The sequence below is a fragment of the Pseudomonas fuscovaginae SE-1 genome, from assembly GCF_000364705.1.
Taxonomy (GTDB): domain Bacteria; phylum Pseudomonadota; class Gammaproteobacteria; order Pseudomonadales; family Pseudomonadaceae; genus Aquipseudomonas; species Aquipseudomonas fuscovaginae_A.
Genome location: NZ_AQOH01000375.1, coordinates 1 through 21,672, shown reverse-complemented (window position 1 = coordinate 21,672; position 21,672 = coordinate 1). Strand labels below are relative to the sequence as shown.

The window sequence follows — 21,672 nt, the reverse complement described above, 5'->3', positions numbered from 1 at the left end:
CGCCCATGACTTCGACTCGAACCTCCGATCCATCCACCCCCGGCCAGCTCCACTGGCCGGGATCCGGCGGGACGCCGTTCGCCTTGCTGCTGGGCCTGCTGCGGGGCTCGCGCCGGCTGTTGCTGGTCGCGGCGGCGGCGAGCCTGGTTGCCGGTTTTGGCAGCGCCGCGCTGGTCGCATTGATCAACCAGTCGCTGTCGACCCGGGGTGATGAACTGGGTGAATTGGGCTTGCACTTCATGCTGGTCGGCATCGGGGTACTGGCCTTGCGCCTGCTTTCACAGACGCTGTTCATGTACCTGGGGCAGCGGGCCAAGGCCAGCGTGCGCCTGCGCACCATCGGTCATATCGCCAACGCGTCCTACGCCCATCTGGAGCGCCATGGTGGGGGGCGGCCGCTGGCGGTGCTCACCGGTGACCTGGACACGCTGGTGGTGCTGTTCATCAACCTGCCGACGATCATGATGCAGAGCACGGTGATCATCGGCTGCCTGGCTTACCTGGGCTGGCTGTCCTGGCAGATCCTGCTGTTCGCGCTGCTGGCCGTGGCGGTTGGCGCGGCGGGTTTCCTGTTGGTCAACAGCCGGGCACTGGAGCACCTGCGCGGCTCCCGCCAGCGCGAGGACGACCTGATCCAGCAGTTTCGCGCGCTGTTCGACGGGGCCAAGGAACTCAAGCTGCATCGGGCCCGGCGCCAGACCTTCGTCAACGACACGCTGGCGCCGCACATCGAGTCGGTGCGGGTGCAACGTACCCTGGGCTACGTGCTGTTCAGCGCCGCCTCGAGCTGGGGCAACCTGGTGTTGTTCGCCTTCATCGGCCTGACCCTGTTCGTGCTGGCGCGCAGCTACGGGGTCGACCAGCAGGTGATGTCCGGCTACGCGATGATCTTCCTGTACATGATCCTGCCGATCGAAGGGCTGTTGGCGGCTTTGCCGACAGTGGGTTCAGCGCGTATCGCGCTGGAGCGCATTGCCCGACTGGAGGAGCAGTTGCCGCTCGAGGTCGCGGGTGAGCAGGGCGCCTGCGCCGGCTTCCAGCGCATCGAGCTGCGGGGTCTGACGCACCGGTATTTCCGTGAGAAGGAAAACAGCTACTTCATGCTCGGCCCGATCGACCTGGCGTTCGTGCCGGGACAGGTCAGTTACCTGATTGGTGGCAACGGCAGTGGCAAGACCACGCTCGCCAAGCTGCTGGTGGGGTTGTACGAGGGCGAGGGCGGCAGTGTGCTGCTCGACGGCCAGCCGGTCGGGGCGGGCAATCGTGACGCCTATCGCCAGCGTTTTTCCACGGTGTTCAGTGACTTCTTCCTGTTCGATACGCTGCTGGGGGTGATGCCGCCCCATCTGGAGTCCCAGGCTCGGCGGCTGCTCAAGGAGCTGCAACTGGAGCACAAGGTGAGCATCGAGAACGGCGCCTTCACCACGCTGAACCTGTCCCAGGGCCAGCGCAAGCGCCTGGCGTTGCTGGTGGCGCTGCTCGAAGACCGGGCGTTCTATGTGTTCGATGAGTGGGCGGCCGACCAGGATCCAGCGTTCAAGGAGGTGTTCTACCGAACCCTGTTGCCGGACCTCAAGGCCCGGGGCAAGGCGGTGCTGGTGATTACCCATGATGATCGCTACTTCGCCCTGGCCGACCGTTGCATCAAGCTCGACAGCGGCCAGGTGGTCGCCGATATCCCCGGTACCGTCAGCCCAGAGGAGCTGTCCGTTCGATGAACATGATTGAGCCAGGCGTCGCCGCATCCGCTGGCAGCGACGAGTTGTACCGGTTGCGGGGTGTCAGTGCGCGGGTCGGCTCGCGCACCCTGTTGCAGCCGATGGACCTCTCGCTTCGGCAGGGGCGGATCTATGGGCTGATCGGCCACAACGGCTCGGGCAAGTCGACGCTGCTCAAGCTGCTGGCCCGCCAGCACCCGGCCAGTGCCGGGCTGCTGCAGTTGGGCGGCAAGCCGGTGCAGGGCTGGTCGTCACGGGATTTCGCCCGGCAGATCGCCTATCTGCCCCAGCAACCGCCAGAGGTCGACGGCCTGCTGGTGCGCGAGCTGGTGGCCCTGGGGCGTCATCCATGGCATGGCGCCCTGGGACGTTTCGGCGCCGAGGACCGGCAGTGGGTCGAGCAGGCCATGCACGCCACCGATGTCGCGCAGCATGCCGAGCGCGCGGTGGACAGCCTGTCCGGTGGCGAGCGCCAGCGCGCCTGGATCGCCATGCTGGTGGCGCAGAACTGCCGTTGCATGCTGCTCGACGAGCCGACCTCGGCCCTGGACATCGGCCATCAACTGGCGGTGCTCGAGCTGGTTCGCTCGCTGTGCCGACAGCGTGGCATGGGGGCGGTGATCATCCTGCATGATGTGAACATGGCCGCCCGTTTCTGTGACGAGATCATCGCACTGCGCGAGGGTCGGCTGCAGTTGCAGATCAACGCCGAACAGATGCTGCACGAAGATCATCTGCAGCAGGTCTACGGGGTGCCCATGGGCGTGCTGTCGGACCCGGCCAGTGGCCGCCTGATCGGGTTCGCGCGATGAGTGCCGGATTCAATCGCCGGGCCTTCCTGCAAGGCCTTGCCGCTGTCGTTCCGGCCTGCGCTGTCGCTGGTGCCTGGGCAGAGGCCTGGGCGCCGGTGTATTCCAGGGTCGTGCCGTTGAGCTGGGAACTGGCCGAAACAGTGTTGGCCCTGGGGCAGGTGCCGATCGCCTTGCCCTTGCCGGACTGGTACCGCCGGACCATCGTCGAGCCGCCGTTGCCGGAGGGCGTGATCGATGTCGGGCTGTTGTACCAGCCCAGCTTCACGCTGCTGGGGCAACTGCGGCCGGACCTGCTGATCCTGACGCCGGGGCATGTCGGCCTCAAGTCGATGCTTGAGCGTCTGGCGCCGACGGCCACCTTTGGCGGCTACATGAGCGCGGCACAACCTTACCCCGCCTTGCAGCAGGAGACCCGGCAGATGGCCGCGCTGCTCGCCTGCGCCGCCAGAGGCGAGGCGTTGGTCAACGACACCGAACAGTTGCTGGATACGGTTCGCCAGCGCCTGGCCAGCCGGCCGGATCTGCTGGCTCGGCCGGTGCTGGTTGCCGATGCGGTGGATGAGCATCACCTGCGGGTGTATGGCGCCGGCAGCCTGTTCGACACGGTGCTGTCGCGGATCGGGGTGAACAATGTCGCGCATCCGGGTGATGCCGCCGCCACTCCTTGGGTGAGCAACTCGGCGGGTTATGCCTTGGTGCCGCTGCAACGCATCGCTGCGCTGCCCGAGGTCAATTTGCTGTTGGTGGGGCCGTTGGCGCCTGGTGTCGACATGGCGTTCAGGCGCAGTCCGGTGTGGCAGGCATTGCCTTGCGTGCGTGACCGGCGGGTGGCGCTGATGCCGGTGATCGCCCCCTATGGCGGACTGGTTTCCCTGCAACGCTTCGCCCGTGCGGTCGAGGCGGCCCTGTACCCAATGGCCCATCAGGAGCCTGCGAGTGTCTAGTTTTCGTTTGTCGTTTATTCCGCGGGGCTGCCTGCTGCTGTTCGCCGTCCTGTTCGCCCTGGCCGCGGGGCTGGCACTGTGGCAGGTGGGTGCGACCCTGGGCGGTGCTTCCTGGCTGTCGGCGTTGCTGAGGCCGGACCCTGCAAACCTGTCCCAGGTCTTGTTGCATGAGTCGCTGTTGCCCCGGGTCGCCATGGCTCTGCTGTGCGGTGCCGCCTTGGGCCTGGCCGGTACGCTGATTCAACAGGTGCTGCGCAATCCCCTGGCCGAGCCGATGACCCTGGGCATTTTTCCGGGGGCCTATCTGGCACTGGCGCTGTACACGCTGTACGACGGCGGGGCGGCCGGACGCGAACTGGTCGCGCTCGTCGGCGGCGCACTGGCCGTGCTGGTGGTACTGGCACTGGCCTGGCCGCAGCGGTTGTCGCCGATGGCGGTGATCCTCTGCGGCATGGTGGTCAATCTCTATTGTGGTGCGGTCAGCCTGGCGATCGCGCTGGTGCATTTCGACTTTCTGCTCGGCTTGCAGATCTGGGGCGGTGGTTCGCTGGAGCAGGCCGGCTGGCAGCCCAGTACGCATCTGCTGGCCGGGTTGGCTGGCTCGTTCTTGACCGTGTGGTGGATACGCCGGCCACTGGCGTTGCTCGACAGCGGTGAAAGCACGGCGCGCAGCCTGGGCGCCAAGGTGGAGCGAACCCGGCTGGTCGCGCTGCTGGTAGCCGTGGTGCTCACCGCGTTGGTGGTGGCCCAGGTTGGCGTGATCGGCTTTCTCGGCCTGGCGGCACCGGCCCTGGCCCGTTTGCTCGGGGCTCGGACCCTGTACCAGCGGTTGTTCTGCTCGGCCGGCATCGGTGCGGCGATTCTTTGGGTCACCGACCAGGTGGTCCTGCTGATCTCGACCACCCAGGTGTTCTCGGCGCACCTGATTCCCACCGGCACGGTCACTTCGCTGCTGGGCGTGCCGTTGCTGGTCGCCCTGTTGCCGCGTCTGCGCAGCGGTATTTCCAGTCAGTGGAAACCGGCTTGGCCGATGGGCTCAGGTTTTACTTTCCGGCGTTGGCTGTGGCTGGCGGGGCTGCTGGCGGTCGGGCTGTTCCTGTCGCTTGCGGTGGCGCGGGGCCTGGATGGCTGGGCCATCGCCAGTTGGACCGAGGTTCAGGGGCTGCTGTTCTGGCAGGTGCCACACACGGTGCTGGCCATGGCGGCGGGCGGCCTCCTGGCGCTGGCGGGCACCTTGTTGCAGCGAGCCACCGCCAACCCGATGGCGAGTCCCGATCTGCTTGGGGTCAGCTCCGGTGGTGCATTGGGTATCGTCGTCGTGGTCTTTGCCGTCAGTCAGCCGACACCGGCGCTGCTGTTCACGGCCTGCCTGGCTGGCTCCCTGGCGGCGCTGGGCGGCCTGCTGTGGTTGGGACGGGGTACCTTCACCCCGCAGCGCCTGCTGCTGATCGGCGTAGCCGTCAGTGCCTGGTTCCAGGCGATGGTCAGTGCGACGCTGGCCAGCGGCGATCCGCGTGCCGCCCTGATGCTGCAACTGGTGACCGGCTCGACCTATTACATCCCGGCAGTGCTGGCCTGGGCAGCGGCAGGCGTGCTGGTGCTCGGTTTGTGCCTGGCGCCGCTGTTCTCACGCTGGCTCCAGGCGTTTTCGCTGGGCGAGGGGGCGGCGGCGAGTGTCGGCGTGCCGGTGGCCCGGGCGCGTTTGCTGATCCTGCTGTTTGCCGGCGTGCTCACCACCATGGCTACGCTGCTGGTGGGGCCGCTGTCCTTCATCGGCCTGCTGGCGCCGCATATTGCTCGTCTGGCCGGTGCCCGGCGGCCGCTGCAGCAGCTATGGGTAGCGGCGCTGCTGGGCGCGGTGCTGATGATGGTATCGGAATGGCTCGGCCGGCAGATGATCTTTCCCCAGCAGATGCCGGCGGGGCTGGTGGCGACACTGCTGGGCGGGCCTTACCTGGTGCTGTTGATGCTGTCCCGGCGCAGGCAGTGACCGGCTCGCTCAGAGCCTGAGCCATTCGTCGCTACTGTCATTTCTGACAGTAGCGAGTGAGGCTGATAGGCCGTGAAATAGGAACAGCGAACGGCAAGCGATCGCGCTGCTGATTTTTCCCATTCAGTCAGAGGAGGTTGCCATGGAGAACTATGTGATCCATTTGTTTGACGGCAAGCAGAAATCAACTCGACATATATCCTTCGATCGCTTCATCAATATCGGTGACAGCCTGAGGTTTGACGCGATTCCGGAAACTGCCTTTGTGGTTATCGATAAAACTTTCGTCGTTGACTTTGACGACAAGGTTGTCCGCGTCGATCTCCAGACCCGGCCGAAATCCTAGCGGGGAGTGCTCGGATCGGGTTTGCCTGCTCTCGGGCTGGCTGGCTTTTCCGCCAGTTGAGCCAACTCGTTTTCGGCTTCCAGCAATCTGAGTTCCAGCGCTCGTTTTGAGGCTCGCTGTTCCTTGCTGCTCAGCTTGAGCGACTCGGTTTCCTGCTGCGCCACCCGCAGGCGTTCCTGGAGGAGGGTGCGTTCGCCTTCCAGCGTGGAGAGGCGGCCCTGTAGCAGTTCTTCGCGCTTGGCGCCCTTGTCCAGTTGGGCTTCCAGCTTTCTTGCCTCTTTCGCCGCGTTGCGGCTTTCCATCAGCAACCGCTCGTTGTCGCGATGCAGTTGGGTGATTTCATCCTGACGGACCAGGGCGTTCTGCTGGGCCTGGCGCAATTCCATCTGCACCTGCTGCAACTGCCCCTCATGGCGCCGCTGTTCCTGCTCGCGCTGTTCGCGGGCGGCGTTACGGAAATGCTCCAGGGCGTCGCGGGCGTGCTGGTGCTTGTCCTCCAGGGAGCGTACCTGCGCTTCCTTGTCCGCCAGGCGCAGTTCGTGGTCGCTGCAGGCCTGGCTCAGGCCGGCGTTGCGGGTCTGCTCGGTCTGCAGCATCGAGCGGGTGGTGTGCAACTGCTCGCTTTCCTGGGCCAGGGCCGCGGCCTGAACGTCGTAGTTCAGTTGCAACTGCTCCAGCGTCTGGGTGAGGGCGCTCAACTGCTCCTGCCACTGGTTTTCCTGCAGCCGATGCCGGGCCTGTTCCAACTCCAGCGGCTCGCGCGCCTGGTCCTGCAGGCGGCGGGCGAGGCGGGTGATCAGGTCGGTGAGTTCGTCATCCAGGTGCTCGCCGGCGGCGGCCTGGCGCTGGTCGCTCTCGTCCAGCTCCTTCAGATAACGATGGATGGTGGTTTTCGAGCCGGTATTGCCCATTTCGATACGTACCGCATCGATGCTGGGGTATTCGCCGCGGGCGAGGATCGCCATACGGGCTGTTTGCACCACCGCCTTGTTCACGCCGCCGCGAGCCATGTTCTCTCCTACGATTTCGTACTGTGTTACGTAGCATGTAAATACGTAGTATAGATTGAAAAAATGCAAAGCGATATTCTGATTTTTTCACATGGGATATAGTGGTATTACCCCGTGTGAGAAGCGCTTGACGCATTCCAGCGTGGTTTTTCCGTACACCTGCCGGGATTTCTGCCCATGAGCGAGCTGGATCGCTACCTGCACGCCGCCACGCGAGACAACACCCGTCGCAGCTATCAAGCGGCTATCGAACACTTCGAGGTCAGTTGGGGCGGCTTCCTGCCCGCCACCAGCGACAGCGTGGCGCGTTACCTGGCGGCCCATGCCGGCGTGCTGTCGATCAACACCCTGAAACTGCGCCTGTCGGCCCTGGCCCAGTGGCACAACAGCCAGGGTTTTGCCGACCCGACCAAGGCCCCGGTGGTGCGCCAGGTGTTCAAGGGCATCCGGGCGCTGCATCCGGTGCAGGAGAAGCAGGCCCAGCCGTTGCAGTTGCAGCACCTGGAGGCGGTGGTCGCGTCACTGGAGCAGGAGGTGCAGGCGGCGCAGGCAGTGGAGGATCGGCCACGGCTGCTGCGTGCGCGGCGCGACCTGGCGCTGATCCTGCTGGGGTTCTGGCGCGGCTTTCGCAGCGACGAGCTGTGCCGGCTGGAGGTGGGTCATGTGGTGGCCCAGGCGGGCGCCGGCATCACGCTTTACCTGCCGCGTAGCAAAAGTGACCGTGACAACCTCGGGCGCACCTACCAGACGCCGGCGTTGCAACGGCTTTGTCCGGTGCAGGCCTATATCGAATGGGTCAACTGCGCGGCCCTGGTTCGCGGGCCGGTGTTTCGTGCCATCGATCGCTGGGGCAACCTGGGCGAGGAGGGGCTGCACGCCAACAGCATCATCCCGCTGCTGCGCCAGGCGCTGGCACGGGCGGGGATCGATGCCGAGCACTACACCAGTCACTCGCTGCGCCGCGGCTTCGCGACCTGGGCCCATCGCAGTGGCTGGGACCTGAAGTCGCTGATGAGCTATGTCGGCTGGAAGGACCTGAAATCCGCCATGCGCTACGTCGAGGCCAGTCCGTTCGAGGGCATGAGCCTGGCCGTAGAGAAGCCGGTCCGGCAGGGTTCATAAGATTTCTTCTATTAATACAGCGGGCTTATAGCGAAAACCAATCGCGAGCATCAGCTTTGCCAATGAGCCAGATCGCAAAAGAATGGCTAGGATTCTCCCATCAACTTCACAACCCCTGACGGAGAGTCAACGATGCCTATCATCAACAGCCAAGTTAAGCCCTTCAAAGCAACCGCCTTCAAAAACGGTGAATTCGTCGAAGTGTCGGACGCTGACCTGAAAGGCAAGTGGTCTGTCGTGTTCTTCTACCCAGCCGACTTCACCTTCGTTTGCCCAACCGAACTGGAAGACCTGGCTGACAACTACGCTGAATTCCAGAAGCTGGGCGTCGAGATCTACAGCGTTTCGACCGACACCCACTTCGCCCACGCTGCCTGGCACAACACTTCGCCAGCCATCGGCAAGATCAAGTACACCATGATCGGCGACCCGACCCTGGCCATCTCGCGCAACTTCGACGTGCTGATCGAAGAAGCTGGTCTGGCTGACCGCGGTACCTTCGTGATCAACCCTGAAGGCCAGATCAAGATCGTTGAAATCAACGATGGCGGCGTAGGCCGTGACGCTTCCGAGCTGCTGCGCAAGATCAAGGCTGCCCAGTACGTGGCTGCCCACCCAGGCGAAGTCTGCCCAGCCAAGTGGAAAGAAGGCGAAGCCACCCTGGCTCCGTCCCTGGACCTGGTCGGCAAGATCTAAGTTCTTGCGATAACGGCCTGCGCGACGATCATGCTGCGTTAAAAACAGGCTCGGAATGCTCATGTAGGTGTCCCTACACTCCGCTTCCTCGCCTGTTTTTGCCTTGCCTGATCGCCGCTCGGCACGTTATTGCGAAGAACTAGCGACCATGAGTCAGTCGAGGGCGGTCATCCGCACTTCATAAGTCAGCCGCACCGCCCAATAACGCCCGGGTGGTATCCACCTGGGCGTTGTTATTTCTACCGTATTGAAAAAGGGAAATCGCCCGCATGTTGGACGCCAATCTTAAAGCCCAGTTGAAGTCGTACCTGGAACGGGTTACGCAACCAATCGAGATCGTCGCCTCCCTCGATGACGGCGCGAAATCTCGTGAAATGCTCGAGCTGCTCCAGGAAGTGGCCAGCCTTTCCAGCCATATCACCTTGCAAGACAACGGCACCGATGCGCGCAAGCCATCGTTCTCGTTGAACCGCCCGGGGGCCGATATCAGCCTGCGTTTCGCCGGTATCCCCATGGGCCACGAATTCACTTCGCTGGTGCTGGCGCTGCTGCAGGTCGGCGGCCACCCCTCGAAGGCCAGTGTCGAAGTGATCGAACAGATCCGCTCGCTCAAGGGCGAGTTCAACTTCGAGACCTATTTCTCGCTGTCCTGCCAGAACTGCCCGGACGTGGTCCAGGCGCTGAACCTGATGGCGGTGCTGAATCCGAATGTGCGTCACGTCGCCATCGACGGCGCGCTGTTCCAGGATGAAGTCAACGATCGCAAGATCATGGCCGTACCGAGCATCTACCTCAACGGCGAAAACTTCGGCCAGGGCCGCATGGGCCTGGAAGAGATCCTTGGCAAGCTCGATACCGGGGCTGCCGAGAAGCAGGCGGAAAAACTCAACGCCAAGGAGGCCTTCGAAGTTCTCGTGGTCGGTGGTGGCCCGGCCGGTGCTTCGGCGGCGATCTACGCGGCCCGCAAAGGCATCCGTACCGGTGTGGCGGCTGAGCGTTTCGGTGGCCAGGTGCTGGACACCATGGCGATCGAGAACTTCATCTCGGTCCAGGAAACCGAAGGGCCGAAGCTGGCCCGGGCCCTGGAAGAGCACGTACGCCAGTACGACGTCGACGTCATGAACCTGCAGCGGGCCAGCGCGCTGGTGCCGGCGAAGAATGCCGGGGAGCTGCACGAAGTGCGCTTCGAGAGCGGTGCCAGCCTCAAGGCCAAGACCGTGATCCTTGCCACCGGCGCCCGCTGGCGCGAAATGGGTGTGCCGGGCGAGCAGGAATACAAGGCCAAGGGCGTGTGCTTCTGCCCGCACTGTGACGGTCCGCTGTTCAAGGGCAAGCGTGTCGCGGTGATCGGCGGTGGTAACTCCGGTGTCGAGGCGGCCATCGACCTGGCCGGTATCGTCAGCCATGTGACGCTGCTGGAGTTCGACAGCAAGCTGCGCGCCGATGCCGTGCTGCAACGCAAGCTGTACAGCCTGCCGAACGTCAAGGTCATCACCAGTGCGCTGACCAGTGAAGTGAAGGGCGATGGCCAGAAGGTCACCGGCCTGGCCTACAAGGATCGCGATTCGGGTGAATTCCACACCGTCGATCTGGAAGGGATCTTCGTGCAGATCGGTTTGCTGCCGAACACCGACTGGCTCAAGGGCACCATCGAGCTGTCGCCACGTGGCGAGATCATTGTCGATGCGCGCGGTGAGACTTCGCTGCCGGGTATCTTCGCGGCCGGTGACGTCACCACGGTGCCGTACAAGCAGATCGTGATCGCGGTGGGTGAGGGGGCCAAGGCCTCGCTGAGTGCCTTCGACCACCTGATCCGGACTTCGGCTCCGGCTTGAGAGTGAATGGTCGACTGCGGCGCAATCGCCAGCAAGCCGGCTCCCACGAAGAGCCTGTGCGGCCTTTGATGCGGATGTAAAAAAGCCCCATGGATCTGATCCATGGGGCTTTTGCGTTACAGCGCCTTATTCGGCGTCTGTCAGCGGTGCTGGCTGGATGATCTCGACCCAGTAGGCGTCCGGGTCCTTGACGAAGGCCAGGTGTTTCATGCGGCCGTCGCTCAGGCGTTTCTGGAATTCGACGCCCAGGGCCTCGAAGCGCTCGCAGGCGGCCCGGATGTCCGGTACCGAGACACAGATGTGGCCGAAGCCCCGTGGGTCGGTGTTGCCGTTGTGGTAGGCGAAGTCCGGATCGTTTTCGGTGCCGTGGTTGTGGGTCAGTTCCAGGATGCCGGGAATCGACTTCATCCATTGCGTGCGCTCGGCCGCGTCGGCCGGGATCTGCGCCTTGTCGACCAGTGCGAGGAAATACAGGCTGAATTCGGCCTCGGGGAAATCACGCTTCTCCACCAGGGAGAAACCCAGCACCCGGGTGTAGAAATCCAGGGACTTGGTGATGTCCTTGACGCGCAGCATGGTGTGGTTGAACACGAAGCCCTGGGTGGCGCTGTCGGGTTGGGCGGTGACGCCGGGGAAGGTGTTCAGGTCGTGCAGGCTCATAAGCCCTCCGCGAAGATGGTGGAACGGCGGTCGCTCATTGGACCTTGTGGGAAAAGGATGATACGGAAACCGGATTCAAGCTCCAAATCCGTTCGATCCGCATTCTGGCGCGCCGTTCAAAACGAAAGGTAATAGCCGGCTACTTCAGTCGCTTGGGAAGTTATATGAGGAGGTGGCGGCAAATATCGAGGGCATAAAGAAGCCCGCCGAAGCGGGCATTGGGGCGCTAGTCCTTTAGCAGCCTTCATCCTGTAAGAGTTGATGTGAAAAAAATGTGAAAGATGAAAAATACCGTTTTTTATCCGACCGACGTAGAGCGGTGAGACTGTTCACTCGGGAGTGTGGGGAATTTTTTACAAGCAGGTCAGGTTTGATGACGTTAGTCACCAGCTTGCTGGCAAACTGTCATTAATCGGTGGCGGATGAAAGTTTCGACCGGATTGAACTCTTTTGAACTATGTCTGTCGCAAGTGGATATCTGTCTGATGCTCGTGCTGCGAGTGCGGCGGGGATTGCAATAGCGCGCGTGGCGCACCATCGATGGGATAAACTTATATCCATGAACAAACCCTGCATGAGCAGGGTTTGTTCTTTATAGACCGGGCAGTCAGCTGCGAACCCAGGTATCGACGGTGGCGGCACCGTATTGTTCTTTCCAGGCCTTGAGGCCACGGTGATTGCCGCCCTTGGTTTCGATCAGTTCGCCGGTGTGCGGGTTCTGATAGACCTTGACAACGCGGGCGCGGCGCTGCTTCGGCGCCTGGGCGGCCTTGCCGAGGCTGGCATGCGGGTCGAGGATGGCGATGATGTCCCGCAGGCTTTTGCCGTAGTTCGTCATCAGGTCATTAAGCTTCTTCTCGAACTCGATTTCCTTCTTGAGCCCGGCATCGTTCTTCAATGCTTCCAGCTGGGCGAGTTGTTCTTGAAGGGCTTTTTCTGCGGCACGGAACTCAGCGAGTTTGGACAAGGTTTTTACTCCAGTGGTCTATGGGGTTGCGGGCAACCTGTAACGAAAGAGACAAGCCGGCGCTTGCAGTCGATCCGATCAGGCGTTGTCGGTAACGCCCGGAATGCCGCGGATCATTATTGATAAGCCAGAGGCTTTCCCGTCGATTTACTGCAGGCAGGAAAAGTGTAGTAGTTATTTGTCCAAGAGTAAATCATATGTCCGCGGTGGCAGATGTTACCGGGATTGAAACGTTATCTTCATGGTGGCTACTAATCACCAGTCTGACGTTTCAGGTCATTGAGGAAGTCCGCCGCCGGCAATGGCTTGCCAAACAGATAACCCTGCAGGAAATCCACGCCGCGGGCGGCCAGATAATCGCGTTGCTCGGTTGTTTCCACGCCTTCGGCGACGATGCCCAGTTCCAGTTTGACGCTCAGTTCGATAATGCTGTCGAGGATATGCCGTGACAGCACATCGGCACCGATCATGGCGACGAAACTCTGGTCGATCTTCAAATAGTCGACGTTGAACTTGCGCAAGTAACTCAGGCTGCAATGGCCGGTACCAAAGTCGTCGATGGCTACCATCACGCCCAGCTCGTGCAATTGTTCGAACAACTGGTGGGTGACCTCGCTGGGTTCGATCAGCTCCCGCTCGGTCAGCTCCAGCACCAGCCGGACCTGGCCGGCAGCGAAGGCCGCCAGGAAGTTGCGGCAGTCCTGCACCAGTTCCAGGTCGTGGCAATGCTGGGCGGTGATGTTCACGCCGACATGAAAACCCGGCTCCAGCGACGCCGCGTGGGGGGCGAGGAGGGCGGCGGTCTGTTGCAGCAGCGAGCGGGTCATCGGCACAATCAGCCCGCAGTGCTCGGCGAAGGGGATGAACAGGTCGGGGCGTACCAGGCCTTCGCGGGGATGGTTCCAGCGCATCAGCACTTCGAGGCCGGACCACTGCAGCGTGCCGCTGCGCACCACCGGCTGAAAATACGGGATGAACTCTCTGGCCTCGAGCGCCCGTCGCAGTTCGTTGCTCGGCGCGCCCGAGCGTTTCTGCAGCCAGCGGGTGGTGATCCCGGCCAGCAGGCCGAGGATCAACAGCAGCGCCAGCAGCTCCCGATACTCCTTGACCAGATAGCGCCAGGTCTCGCCCTCGGCAAAGCCCGCGTTGACGCTGAACGGGAAGCGGCTGGAGCGCAGGCTGGTACGGGCCACGGCGAATGCCGGGGCCTTGCCGCCCATGATCTGGCCCTGGCCGGAAGTCCAGGCATTGCCGACCTGCAGCACCAGGCCGGTCTCGCGACCCATCAGGTGCAGCAGGTTGCTCAGGTGGTAGCCGTCGATGCTGACGATCGCCGCGCCATCGCCTTGGGCCAGCCGATAGGCCAGCAGCGAGGAGCCGGGCGTCACCGTGTTGCCCTTCATCAGCCAGAGGCTGCCGGCGACATAGTCGGCCGGGTTGACAGCTTCCTGGTAGGCCCCGAACAACGACGTGCAGTACATATTGTCGTTCCAGGCCAGGTTGGCGGCGCGTACGTACGGGCGGCGGGCGACCTGTTCGCGCAGGGCCAGTTCCGCCTGGGCACAGGGGCGCCCGGCCAGCGGCAAGATGGCGTGGGCGGCCAGTTCGGTGTTGTCGAGCATCAGCTCGAACTGCTTCAGGACATCCTCGGCGGTTTCCCGGGCCTTGGCGTTGAGTGCCCGGTCGGCCTGCCAGTGCAGGATGGCAATGCCCGAAACGATGGGCAGCAGGCCGATCAGCAGATTCAGCCCGTAGCGGGCAGGCCAGGGTCGGCCTTTGACGGTCAGTGGCATGAGCAGACCTGTGTGGACAGGGGAAGCGATGGCTGGCACGGCTTCTGGCAGGATAGTCGGGGCTGATGCATTCGCGCCTTCAGAGGTTGTTGCAGGGGGTTGCCGGTTTTCCTGCGACCGCGCAGGAAATGAAAAGTGATACGGACAAAACGTTTTACGCCATGTAGAATCTACTTACGCATATAAGAATAATGTCTTCTGGCGACAGAAGCCTCGCCCTGAGAGACTGGGTTGCAATGAAGATACTCGGGTTCAAACTGATCTACGGCGATTTCCTTGCCCGCAGCGTGCGGGGCATTTCCTGTGCGCCACCCGCAAGCCTCCGCATCGACAGCAACTAACCGACCGTTACTTGATTGACATGATGAGGCGCCACCATGGCAGATATCTTTGAAAACCCGATGGGCCTGATGGGCTTCGAGTTCATCGAATTCGCATCGCCGACCCCGAACACCCTGGAGCCGATCTTCGAGATCATGGGCTTCACCAAGGTCGCGACCCACCGTTCCAAGAACGTGCACCTGTATCGCCAGGGCGCGATCAACCTGATCCTCAACAACGAACCCCACAGCGAAGCCTCGTACTTCGCCGCCGAGCACGGCCCGTCCGTCTGCGGCATGGCCTTCCGGGTGAAGAACGCGCAGAAGGCCTATTCCCGTGCCCTGGAACTGGGTGCCCAGCCCATCCACATCGCCACCGGTCCGATGGAACTGAACCTGCCGGCGATCAAGGGCATCGGCGGCGCGCCGCTGTACCTGATCGACCGTTTCGGCGAGGGCAGCTCGATCTATGATATCGACTTCGTCTATCTCGACGGCGTCGACCGCAACCCACAAGGGGCGGGCCTGAAGATCATCGACCACCTGACCCACAACGTCTATCGCGGGCGCATGGCCTACTGGGCGAACTTCTACGAGAAACTGTTCAACTTCCGCGAGATCCGCTACTTCGACATCAAGGGCGAGTACACCGGCCTGACCTCCAAGGCGATGACCGCGCCGGACGGCATGATCCGTATCCCGCTCAACGAGGAGTCGTCGAAGGGCTCGGGGCAGATCGAAGAGTTCCTGATGCAGTTCAATGGCGAAGGCATCCAGCACGTGGCCTTCCTCACCGACGACCTGGTCAAGACCTGGGACGCGTTGAAGAAGATCGGCATGCGCTTCATGACCGCGCCGCCGGACACCTACTACGAAATGCTCGAAGGCCGCCTGCCGAACCATGGCGAGCCGGTCCAGGAGCTGCAATCGCGCGGCATCCTGCTGGACGGCGCCTCGCAGGAGGGCGACAAGCGCCTGCTGCTGCAGATCTTCTCGGAAACCCTGATGGGGCCGGTGTTCTTCGAGTTCATCCAGCGCAAGGGGGATGATGGTTTCGGCGAGGGCAACTTCAAGGCGCTGTTCGAATCGATCGAGCGTGACCAGATTCGTCGTGGTGTGCTGACCACCGAGTAATCCCTGCTTCCCGTAGGCGCCGGACCTGTGGGCGCCGGCGGTCCGGTTTATCCGCGAAGCTTTTGGCGGTCTCAAGGGCCTCTTCGCGGATAAATCCGGCTTCCACTCTCATTGGAGTATTTCCTCAAACCTGGCTTCCGCCCGGTGGACCTCTCAGCCAAACAGCCCCGCCGCAATATTGATCGAAAACCCCAATATCGCCGTATTGAACAGAAATCCGATCAACGACTGCGCCAGCACCACCCTGCGCATCGCCTTCGTCGCCACCCCGACATCCGACGTCTGCACCGCCACCCCAATGGTGAAAGAGAAATACAGGAAGTCCCAGTAATCCGGATATTTCTCGCCATCGGCAAAGCGCAGCGGCGGCTCATCCGCGTCCGACTGATAGAACTGCCGGGCATAGTGCACACTGAAGATCACCCCGATCAGCAGCCATGACCCCAGCACCGTCAAACCGGTAAAAGCGTAGTGCCAGGCCCGGGCATGTGCATCCAGATCCTTGCCGCCCGCCAGCTCGAAGGTAATGGCCGCCAGGCTGGCAATCGCGGCGATCGACACGATCAGCAGCACCGTCCCGGCATTCTCATCCTCGCGCTCGACGAAGCGCTGCACATCGTCCGGGCTGGAGCGCATCGTCAGCCACAGCATCATGACCAGGTAGGACCACACGGCGCTGTTCCAGCCAATGAGGACCTTGGTCAGTACCGGGCTGATCGGTACCAGCACGCCGGCAGCCAGGCCGAGGAGGGTGGCGATGGTCAGGCGGGGATGGGTTCGGGCGAGATGGGGCATGGGGGAGGGCCTGGAAGTTTTTTGAATTGCCTGCACATTAGCAGGTGATGTCACTTAGAACTCGGGTTCCTTGTTCTGTCATATCCACACAGTTATGACCCGGTTCCTGTCGCCTGTAGCGTAGGGCTCTTTGCCACTCCCGAAGAAATACCGCGAACTTGCAGTAAAAACAGCGAAATCACCCGATAAATAATTTGAAAATCAATCGCATTCACCCGAGGTTTTTTCCTTTATCTGTCACCGGAAGTTGAGAACTTCTGCTCCATGGCCTCAGCCCACAAGTCGTCTGGAAGCAAGGCGACGCATCGAGCGCCATGGCGTCACGAACGAGCAACCTCAACGTACGAACACGACGAAAGGAGATTCTTCATGTTTAAGCGCAACGCTCTGGCAGTTTCCCTGACTCTCGCCGCCCTGTGCACCGCTCAGGCCGCGATGGCTGATCTCAACGGTGGCGGTGCCACTCTGCCACAACCGCTGTACCAGACTTCCGGCGTGCTGACTGCCGGTTTTGCTCCTTACATCGGCGTAGGCAGCGGCGCAGGCAAGGCAGCCTTCCTGAACAACGATTACACCAAGTTCGTGGCCGGCGTGACCAACAAGAACGTACACTGGGCCGGTAGCGACTCGAAGCTGAGCCAGGCTGAGCTGGACGGCTACGTCTCCGCCCACGGCGCTGCCTGGGGTCCACTGATCCAGGTTCCATCGGTGGCCACTTCGGTCGCCATTCCTTTCAACCAGGCGGGTACCACCAACCTGAACCTGAGCGTCGATCAACTGTGTGGCGTGTTCTCCGGCCGTCTGAAAACCTGGGATGACGTAACGGGTTCCGGTCGTACCGGCGCGATCAAGCTGGTCTATCGCAGCGAAAGCAGCGGTACCACCGAGCTGTTCACCCGCTTCCTGAATGCCAAGTGCTCCGAGACGACCGAAGGTGGCAAGTTCGCTATCACCACCACCTTCGGCAGCAGCTTCTCGGGTGGCCTGCCGGCCGGTGCCGTATCGGCAACCGGCAGCCAGGGTGTCATGACCGCGCTGAACTCCACCGCTGGTGGTATCACCTACATGAGCCCGGACTTCGCCGCCACCACCCTTGCTGGTCTGGATGACGCCACCAAGGTCGCTCAGATCAACGGCCTTTCCCCAGCGCCTGCCAACGTTTCGGCCGCTATCGCTGCCGTACCGGTTCCAGCCGCCGCCAACCGTTCCAACCCCAACGCCTGGGTACCTGTCTTCGCCGCTGCCGCCAGCTCGACTGACCCAAGCGTCGTGGCCTACCCATCCTCGGGTTACCCCATCCTGGGCTTCACCAACCTGGTCTTCAGCCAGTGCTACGCCGACGCCACCCAGACCAGCCAAGTCCGTGACTTCTTCACCCGTCACTACGGCTCCACTGCCGCCACCAACAACGACGCCGCCATCACTGCCAACCGTTTCGTGCCGCTGCCAGCCGCATGGAAAGTGGCCGTTCGTGGCAGCTTCCTGACCGCCACCAGCGCTCAGGCCATCGGCAACACCAGCGTCTGCAACACCATCGGTCGTCCGCTGTAACCCTCGCTTCAACGACTGGCGATACCCGATCAGCAACGGCCCTGCCGTTGCTGATTTTTTGCGTGCGGGAGCACGACTCCCATCAGATGAATTTTCCATGACAGAAGTTCGGTCGCGATCTTCTGTAACCGCCTATCCGGTATGAGCAACGCCCCGTCACACATCGGGTCACGCGTTGCAGCCCTTTGCACGATTTGAAAAGGATGGAGTGATGCTGCGCTGCAAACCCTCGGCAAGACTCAACGCCCAGCGTCACGACGACGTATCTGCGATCCTGCGGCTCAAGCCCCTGGCCCACGCCATTGCCTTGTTGATGGTGGCCGGCAGTGCCCAGGCGGAGACGGCGTTCAGTTCGGCCTGGTTCACCAACAAGGGGGCCAACCTTTCGGCCACCGCGGCGCGCAACAACAGCGGGCAGATTCCGGGTCTACCGACCCTGGCGGAGCAGACCCGTGCCAACCAGCAACTGCAGCGCTCGCTGAGCAATCTCAACAGCACCGTGGCCGCCATCGCCGCCCAACAAGCCGCGCAGGCCGCCGGTCGCCAGGCGGCACTCGGCCAGTTGGGCAACATTCCGGATGGCCTGGGCAAGGGCGGTCTGCAGGTTGACAACAGCCTGACGCAAGGTTGGCTCAACGCCAAGGCGCCGACCCAGACCCAGTCCGGCGGCAAGACCACCGTGACCATCGAGCAGACCGCCGACAAGGCGATCCTCAACTGGGAGACCTTCAACGTCGGGCGCAACACCACGGTGGATTTCCAGCAGCAGTCGAACTGGGCGGTGCTCAACCGTGTCAACGACCCATTGGCGCGTCCCAGCGAGATCCAGGGCCAGGTCAAGGGCAACGTCACCGTGATGATCATGAACCGCAACGGTGTGGTGTTCAGCGGTTCCAGCCAGGTCAACGTGCGCAACCTGGTGGCCGCCGCCGCGACCATCACCGACGAGCAGTTCACCCAACGCGGGATCTATGTGGACGCCAACGGCACCCAGCCGACCTTCACCGATGCCGCAGGCAAGGTCGAGGTCCAGCGTGGCGCGATCATCCAGACCCTGGCCCCTGGCTCTTCGACCGAGTCCGGCGGCTATGCGCTGCTGCTCGGCTCCGAGGTGGAGAACGCCGGTACCATCGTTACCGCCAAGGGCCAGACCACCCTGGCGGCAGGCGACAGCTTCTACATCCGCCGGGGTGTCGGCACCAGCGGCAACCAGCGTTCGACCACCCGTGGCAACGAGGTGGCGACTTCGCTGAAGGCTGGCAGCACTGCTGGCAAGGTGACCAACAGTGGCCTGATCATGGCCTCCACCGGCGACATCACCCTGACCGGGCACCAGGTGCAGCAAAATGGTGTGGCCCTGGCCAGTACCTCGGTCGACACCCGTGGCACCCTCCACCTGCTCAACTCCGCCACCGATACCACCGGCAGCGTGACCCTGGGGCAGGGCAGCACCACCGCGATCCTGTTGGAAAACACCGATGCCACCGCCCTCGACAGCCAGCGCAACAACGGCCTGAACGGTCTCGATGGGTTGCCGAACACCCTGGTCACCGGGTTCTTCAACAACCTGAGCACGGTCAGTGACCGTAGCGACCAGTCGCGGATCGAGATCGTCAGCGGCGGCAATGTGGATTTCCAGAACGGCTCCATCACCCTCGCCACCGGCGGCCAGGTGGCGGTCAGCGCCGGCCGGCGCAGCCTGGTGCGCGACGGGGCGGTGGTCGACGTCTCTGGCGCGTTCGGCGTGAAGGTCTCGATGGAATCCAACAACATCAAGATCAACGTGCAGGGTAACGAGCAGCGTGATGCGCCGGTCAACCGTGACGGCGGCAAGCTGATCAACAACGATGTCTGGGTCGATCTGCGTGAGCTGGTATTCGTCCCGGCCGGCACCAACGGCTATGCCACCGATCGCTGGTACACCGCGGGCGGCCTGCTGGAAGTGGGCGGGTATCTGGGTACCCAGGGCCATAATATCGGCGAGTGGATGGCTCAGGGCGGCACACTGAACTTTACCGGCAAGGATGTGGTGACTCAGCAGGGTGCGCAACTCAACTTGTCCGGAGGTACCGTCGACGTGCAGTCCGGTTATATCCGGCAGACCTGGCTCAAGGGGCCCGATGGCCGCCTGTATGAGTTGTCCAAGGCACCCGGGGATATTCTCTACTCCGGGATCTACAAGGGCTTCGAGTCCACAAGTGCCCGCTGGGGCCAGACCGAGTACTTCTACAACCCGATGATCGCCCAGCAGCAGCGCTATGAGTCGGGCTACACCGTGGGCCGTGATGCCGGCAAGCTGGTGATCGGTACCACCAATGCCGTGCTGGAAGGCCAGATTGTCAGCGAGGTGTTCAAGGGCGATCGGCAGAACCAGGCACCCAACCTCAATCTCGATGGTTACCAGCAATCGCGCAACGCCGTTGCCCAGCGGGCGCAGCTGATATTCGGCAAGTACACGCCGATCTATGACAAGACGACGGGGACCTTGCGCTATAGCCTGGATGCCATGGCGGACCAGGTACAGATCGGCGAGGGTGTCGAGCGGATCGCCGCCGGACTGGACCTGGACACTGCCTTGCCCGCCAATCGCCAGGGCACGATGTACCTCGACAGCGACCAGCTCAACGGCTTCCAGCTCGGCGCCATCAAGGTGGCGGCCAAGCAGCAGATCCAGATCAACGGTGACCTGACAGTAGGCAATGGCGGGGATATCACCCTGTACGGGCCGCAGGTGCGGGTCAATGCCAACCTGACAGCCCATTCCGGCAGCCTGCGCCTGGGCAACGTGCTCAATCAGGTGAGCTCGGCAAACCCGACTCAGGGCCTGATCGATCAGATCATTCAGCCTCCGACCGGCCAGAAGGCCGTGGTTGATATCGCAACAGGCATGAAACTCGATACCAGTGGACTGTGGAGCAACCTGGCACTGGATGGCGACAACAGTCGGTTGCCCTATATCAATGGCGGTTCGGTTTCACTGCGTAGCTCTGGTGACGTGATGTTTCGGGCTGGCAGCCTGGTCGATGTATCCTCGGGGGCCGCTATCCTCAACAATCGCAAGCTCAGCGGTGGCAAGGGAGGCGATGTCACCCTCGCTGCCAACCTGGGCAACTCCACCGCCGTGGGCAACCTGACGCTCGACGGCGAACTGCGTGGTTACGGCGTCAATGGTGGCGGCACCCTGAAACTGCAGGCCGGCAAGGTACAGATCGGCAACAGCCCGATACCGACAGCTGCCGGTACCCTGCAATTGGCTGGCGACTTCTTCAACAAGGGGTTCTCGGCCTATGACATCACCGGCAATCAGGGGCTGACGGTCACCGACAATACCCAGGTCGCTGTGACCATGCCGGTCTATCGGTTTGGAGAGCAGGCCGGCGATACACCGTCCGGAGCCTCTCCAGCGACACTGTTGGAGCGTTGGACACCGGAGCTTTACCAGAACGACGCCGCCAAGGGTGTGCTGACACAGCGCAATGGGGCCAGCCTGAGCCTGAACGCCGGCACCGCTCAAAGCGCTGCGGCGGATATGGCCAGTACGGCCTTGACCGTGGGCCGTGGCGCGGTCATTTCCGTGGATCCGGGCCAGTCCATCGCACTCGGCAGCATTGGCCAACTGACCTTGGACGGGACGCTCAATGCCTGGGGCGGCAAGGTCAGCCTGGGTGGAATCAAACCGGCCGATCAGGATGTCGACAAGGTCAATGCCATCGGCCACGGTCGCTCCATATGGCTGGGCGAGCATGCCTTGATCGATGTCGCCGCGCGCGCGGCGACGGGTACCGATGCGGGTGGCAGAACCTATGGCATGGTGCGTAATGGTGGGCAGATCAGCATCGGTGGTGATCTGGATCCGGTGACCGGTATCGCCAAGGCTGCGGATCTGTTCGTGGTAGTGCGGGAGGGGGCCAGGCTGGAGGCATCCGGCACCCAGGCCATGCTCGACGTGCCGGGGCAGGGCCGCACGCTGGTCGCCAGC

The 21,672-nt window shown here is 62.6% G+C and carries 16 protein-coding genes; 11 read left to right on the top strand and 5 right to left on the bottom strand.

Features of this window, described 5'->3' with window-relative positions:
* Positions 1 to 5: 5 nt before the first annotated feature.
* The 5 genes from K675_RS0129330 to K675_RS0129310 all read left to right on the top strand — a co-directional run bounded on the left by K675_RS0129330 (position 6) and on the right by K675_RS0129310 (position 5,810).
* Complete coding sequence (locus K675_RS0129330; protein WP_080635426.1) at positions 6 to 1,718, top strand: cyclic peptide export ABC transporter; 1,713 nt, start codon at positions 6 to 8, stop codon at positions 1,716 to 1,718.
* A complete protein-coding gene (locus K675_RS0129325; protein ID WP_017907023.1) occupies positions 1,715 to 2,530 on the top strand; it encodes an ATP-binding cassette domain-containing protein in 816 nt (271 codons plus the stop codon). The genes K675_RS0129330 and K675_RS0129325 overlap by 4 nt, the downstream gene beginning before the upstream one ends.
* Positions 2,527 to 3,474 carry an ABC transporter substrate-binding protein gene (locus K675_RS0129320; protein WP_017907022.1) on the top strand — a complete coding sequence of 316 codons (948 nt, stop codon included), beginning with the start codon at positions 2,527 to 2,529 and terminating at the stop codon, positions 3,472 to 3,474. Before K675_RS0129325 ends, K675_RS0129320 begins: the two co-directional genes overlap by 4 nt.
* Positions 3,467 to 5,464 (top strand): Fe(3+)-hydroxamate ABC transporter permease FhuB, encoded by a 1,998-nt coding sequence (fhuB, locus tag K675_RS0129315; protein ID WP_198291707.1) that lies wholly within the window; start codon positions 3,467 to 3,469, stop codon positions 5,462 to 5,464. The genes K675_RS0129320 and fhuB overlap by 8 nt, the downstream gene beginning before the upstream one ends.
* Before the next feature lie 142 nt (positions 5,465 to 5,606).
* Complete coding sequence (locus tag K675_RS0129310; protein WP_017907020.1) at positions 5,607 to 5,810, top strand: hypothetical protein; 204 nt, start codon at positions 5,607 to 5,609, stop codon at positions 5,808 to 5,810.
* On the opposite strand, the gene K675_RS0129305 is transcribed toward K675_RS0129310, so the two are convergent.
* Entirely contained in the window at positions 5,807 to 6,820 is a 1,014-nt protein-coding gene (locus K675_RS0129305; protein WP_017907019.1) for a DNA-binding protein, read from the bottom strand. The two genes, K675_RS0129310 and K675_RS0129305, sit on opposite strands and share 4 nt — an antisense overlap.
* Before the next feature lie 177 nt (positions 6,821 to 6,997).
* Here K675_RS0129305 and K675_RS0129300 point away from each other — a divergent pair, with 177 nt between their 5' ends.
* The 3 genes from K675_RS0129300 (at position 6,998) to ahpF (ending at position 10,473) form a co-directional block, all read left to right on the top strand.
* Positions 6,998 to 7,942: a site-specific integrase gene (locus tag K675_RS0129300; RefSeq protein ID WP_017907018.1), complete on the top strand. Its 945-nt coding sequence runs from the start codon at positions 6,998 to 7,000 to the stop codon at positions 7,940 to 7,942.
* Positions 7,943 to 8,074: 132 nt separating this feature from the next.
* Positions 8,075 to 8,638, top strand: a complete 564-nt coding sequence (gene ahpC, locus K675_RS0129295; RefSeq protein ID WP_017907017.1) for an alkyl hydroperoxide reductase subunit C — start codon at positions 8,075 to 8,077, stop codon at positions 8,636 to 8,638.
* A 269-nt stretch (positions 8,639 to 8,907) separates the two neighbouring features.
* Entirely contained in the window at positions 8,908 to 10,473 is a 1,566-nt protein-coding gene (ahpF, locus tag K675_RS0129290; protein WP_017907016.1) for an alkyl hydroperoxide reductase subunit F, read from the top strand.
* A gap of 126 nt (positions 10,474 to 10,599) precedes the next feature.
* Here ahpF and gloA read toward each other — a convergent pair whose 3' ends face one another.
* The 3 genes from gloA to K675_RS0129275 form a co-directional block, all read right to left on the bottom strand.
* On the bottom strand, positions 10,600 to 11,133 hold the full coding sequence (gloA, locus tag K675_RS0129285; protein ID WP_017907015.1) for a lactoylglutathione lyase: 534 nt from the start codon (positions 11,131 to 11,133) through the stop codon (positions 10,600 to 10,602).
* A 607-nt stretch (positions 11,134 to 11,740) separates the two neighbouring features.
* Positions 11,741 to 12,100, bottom strand: coding sequence for a histone-like nucleoid-structuring protein, MvaT/MvaU family (locus K675_RS0129280; RefSeq protein ID WP_017907014.1), 360 nt, complete (start codon positions 12,098 to 12,100; stop codon positions 11,741 to 11,743).
* 251 nt (positions 12,101 to 12,351) lie between these two features.
* Positions 12,352 to 13,893 (bottom strand): EAL domain-containing protein, encoded by a 1,542-nt coding sequence (locus tag K675_RS0129275; protein ID WP_017907013.1) that lies wholly within the window; start codon positions 13,891 to 13,893, stop codon positions 12,352 to 12,354.
* A gap of 377 nt (positions 13,894 to 14,270) precedes the next feature.
* On the opposite strand from K675_RS0129275, the gene hppD reads away from it, so the two are divergent.
* Entirely contained in the window at positions 14,271 to 15,347 is a 1,077-nt protein-coding gene (gene hppD / locus K675_RS0129260) for a 4-hydroxyphenylpyruvate dioxygenase (protein ID WP_017907010.1), read from the top strand.
* A gap of 153 nt (positions 15,348 to 15,500) precedes the next feature.
* On the opposite strand, the gene K675_RS0129255 is transcribed toward hppD, so the two are convergent.
* Positions 15,501 to 16,142 carry a DUF1345 domain-containing protein gene (locus K675_RS0129255; RefSeq protein ID WP_017907009.1) on the bottom strand — a complete coding sequence of 214 codons (642 nt, stop codon included), beginning with the start codon at positions 16,140 to 16,142 and terminating at the stop codon, positions 15,501 to 15,503.
* Positions 16,143 to 16,511: 369 nt separating this feature from the next.
* Here K675_RS0129255 and K675_RS0129250 point away from each other — a divergent pair, with 369 nt between their 5' ends.
* Complete coding sequence (locus K675_RS0129250; protein WP_017907008.1) at positions 16,512 to 17,693, top strand: substrate-binding domain-containing protein; 1,182 nt, start codon at positions 16,512 to 16,514, stop codon at positions 17,691 to 17,693.
* Positions 17,694 to 17,904: 211 nt separating this feature from the next.
* Positions 17,905 to 21,672: filamentous hemagglutinin N-terminal domain-containing protein (locus K675_RS31615; protein WP_037007376.1), on the top strand; the 3,768-nt coding region annotated here is incomplete at its 3' end.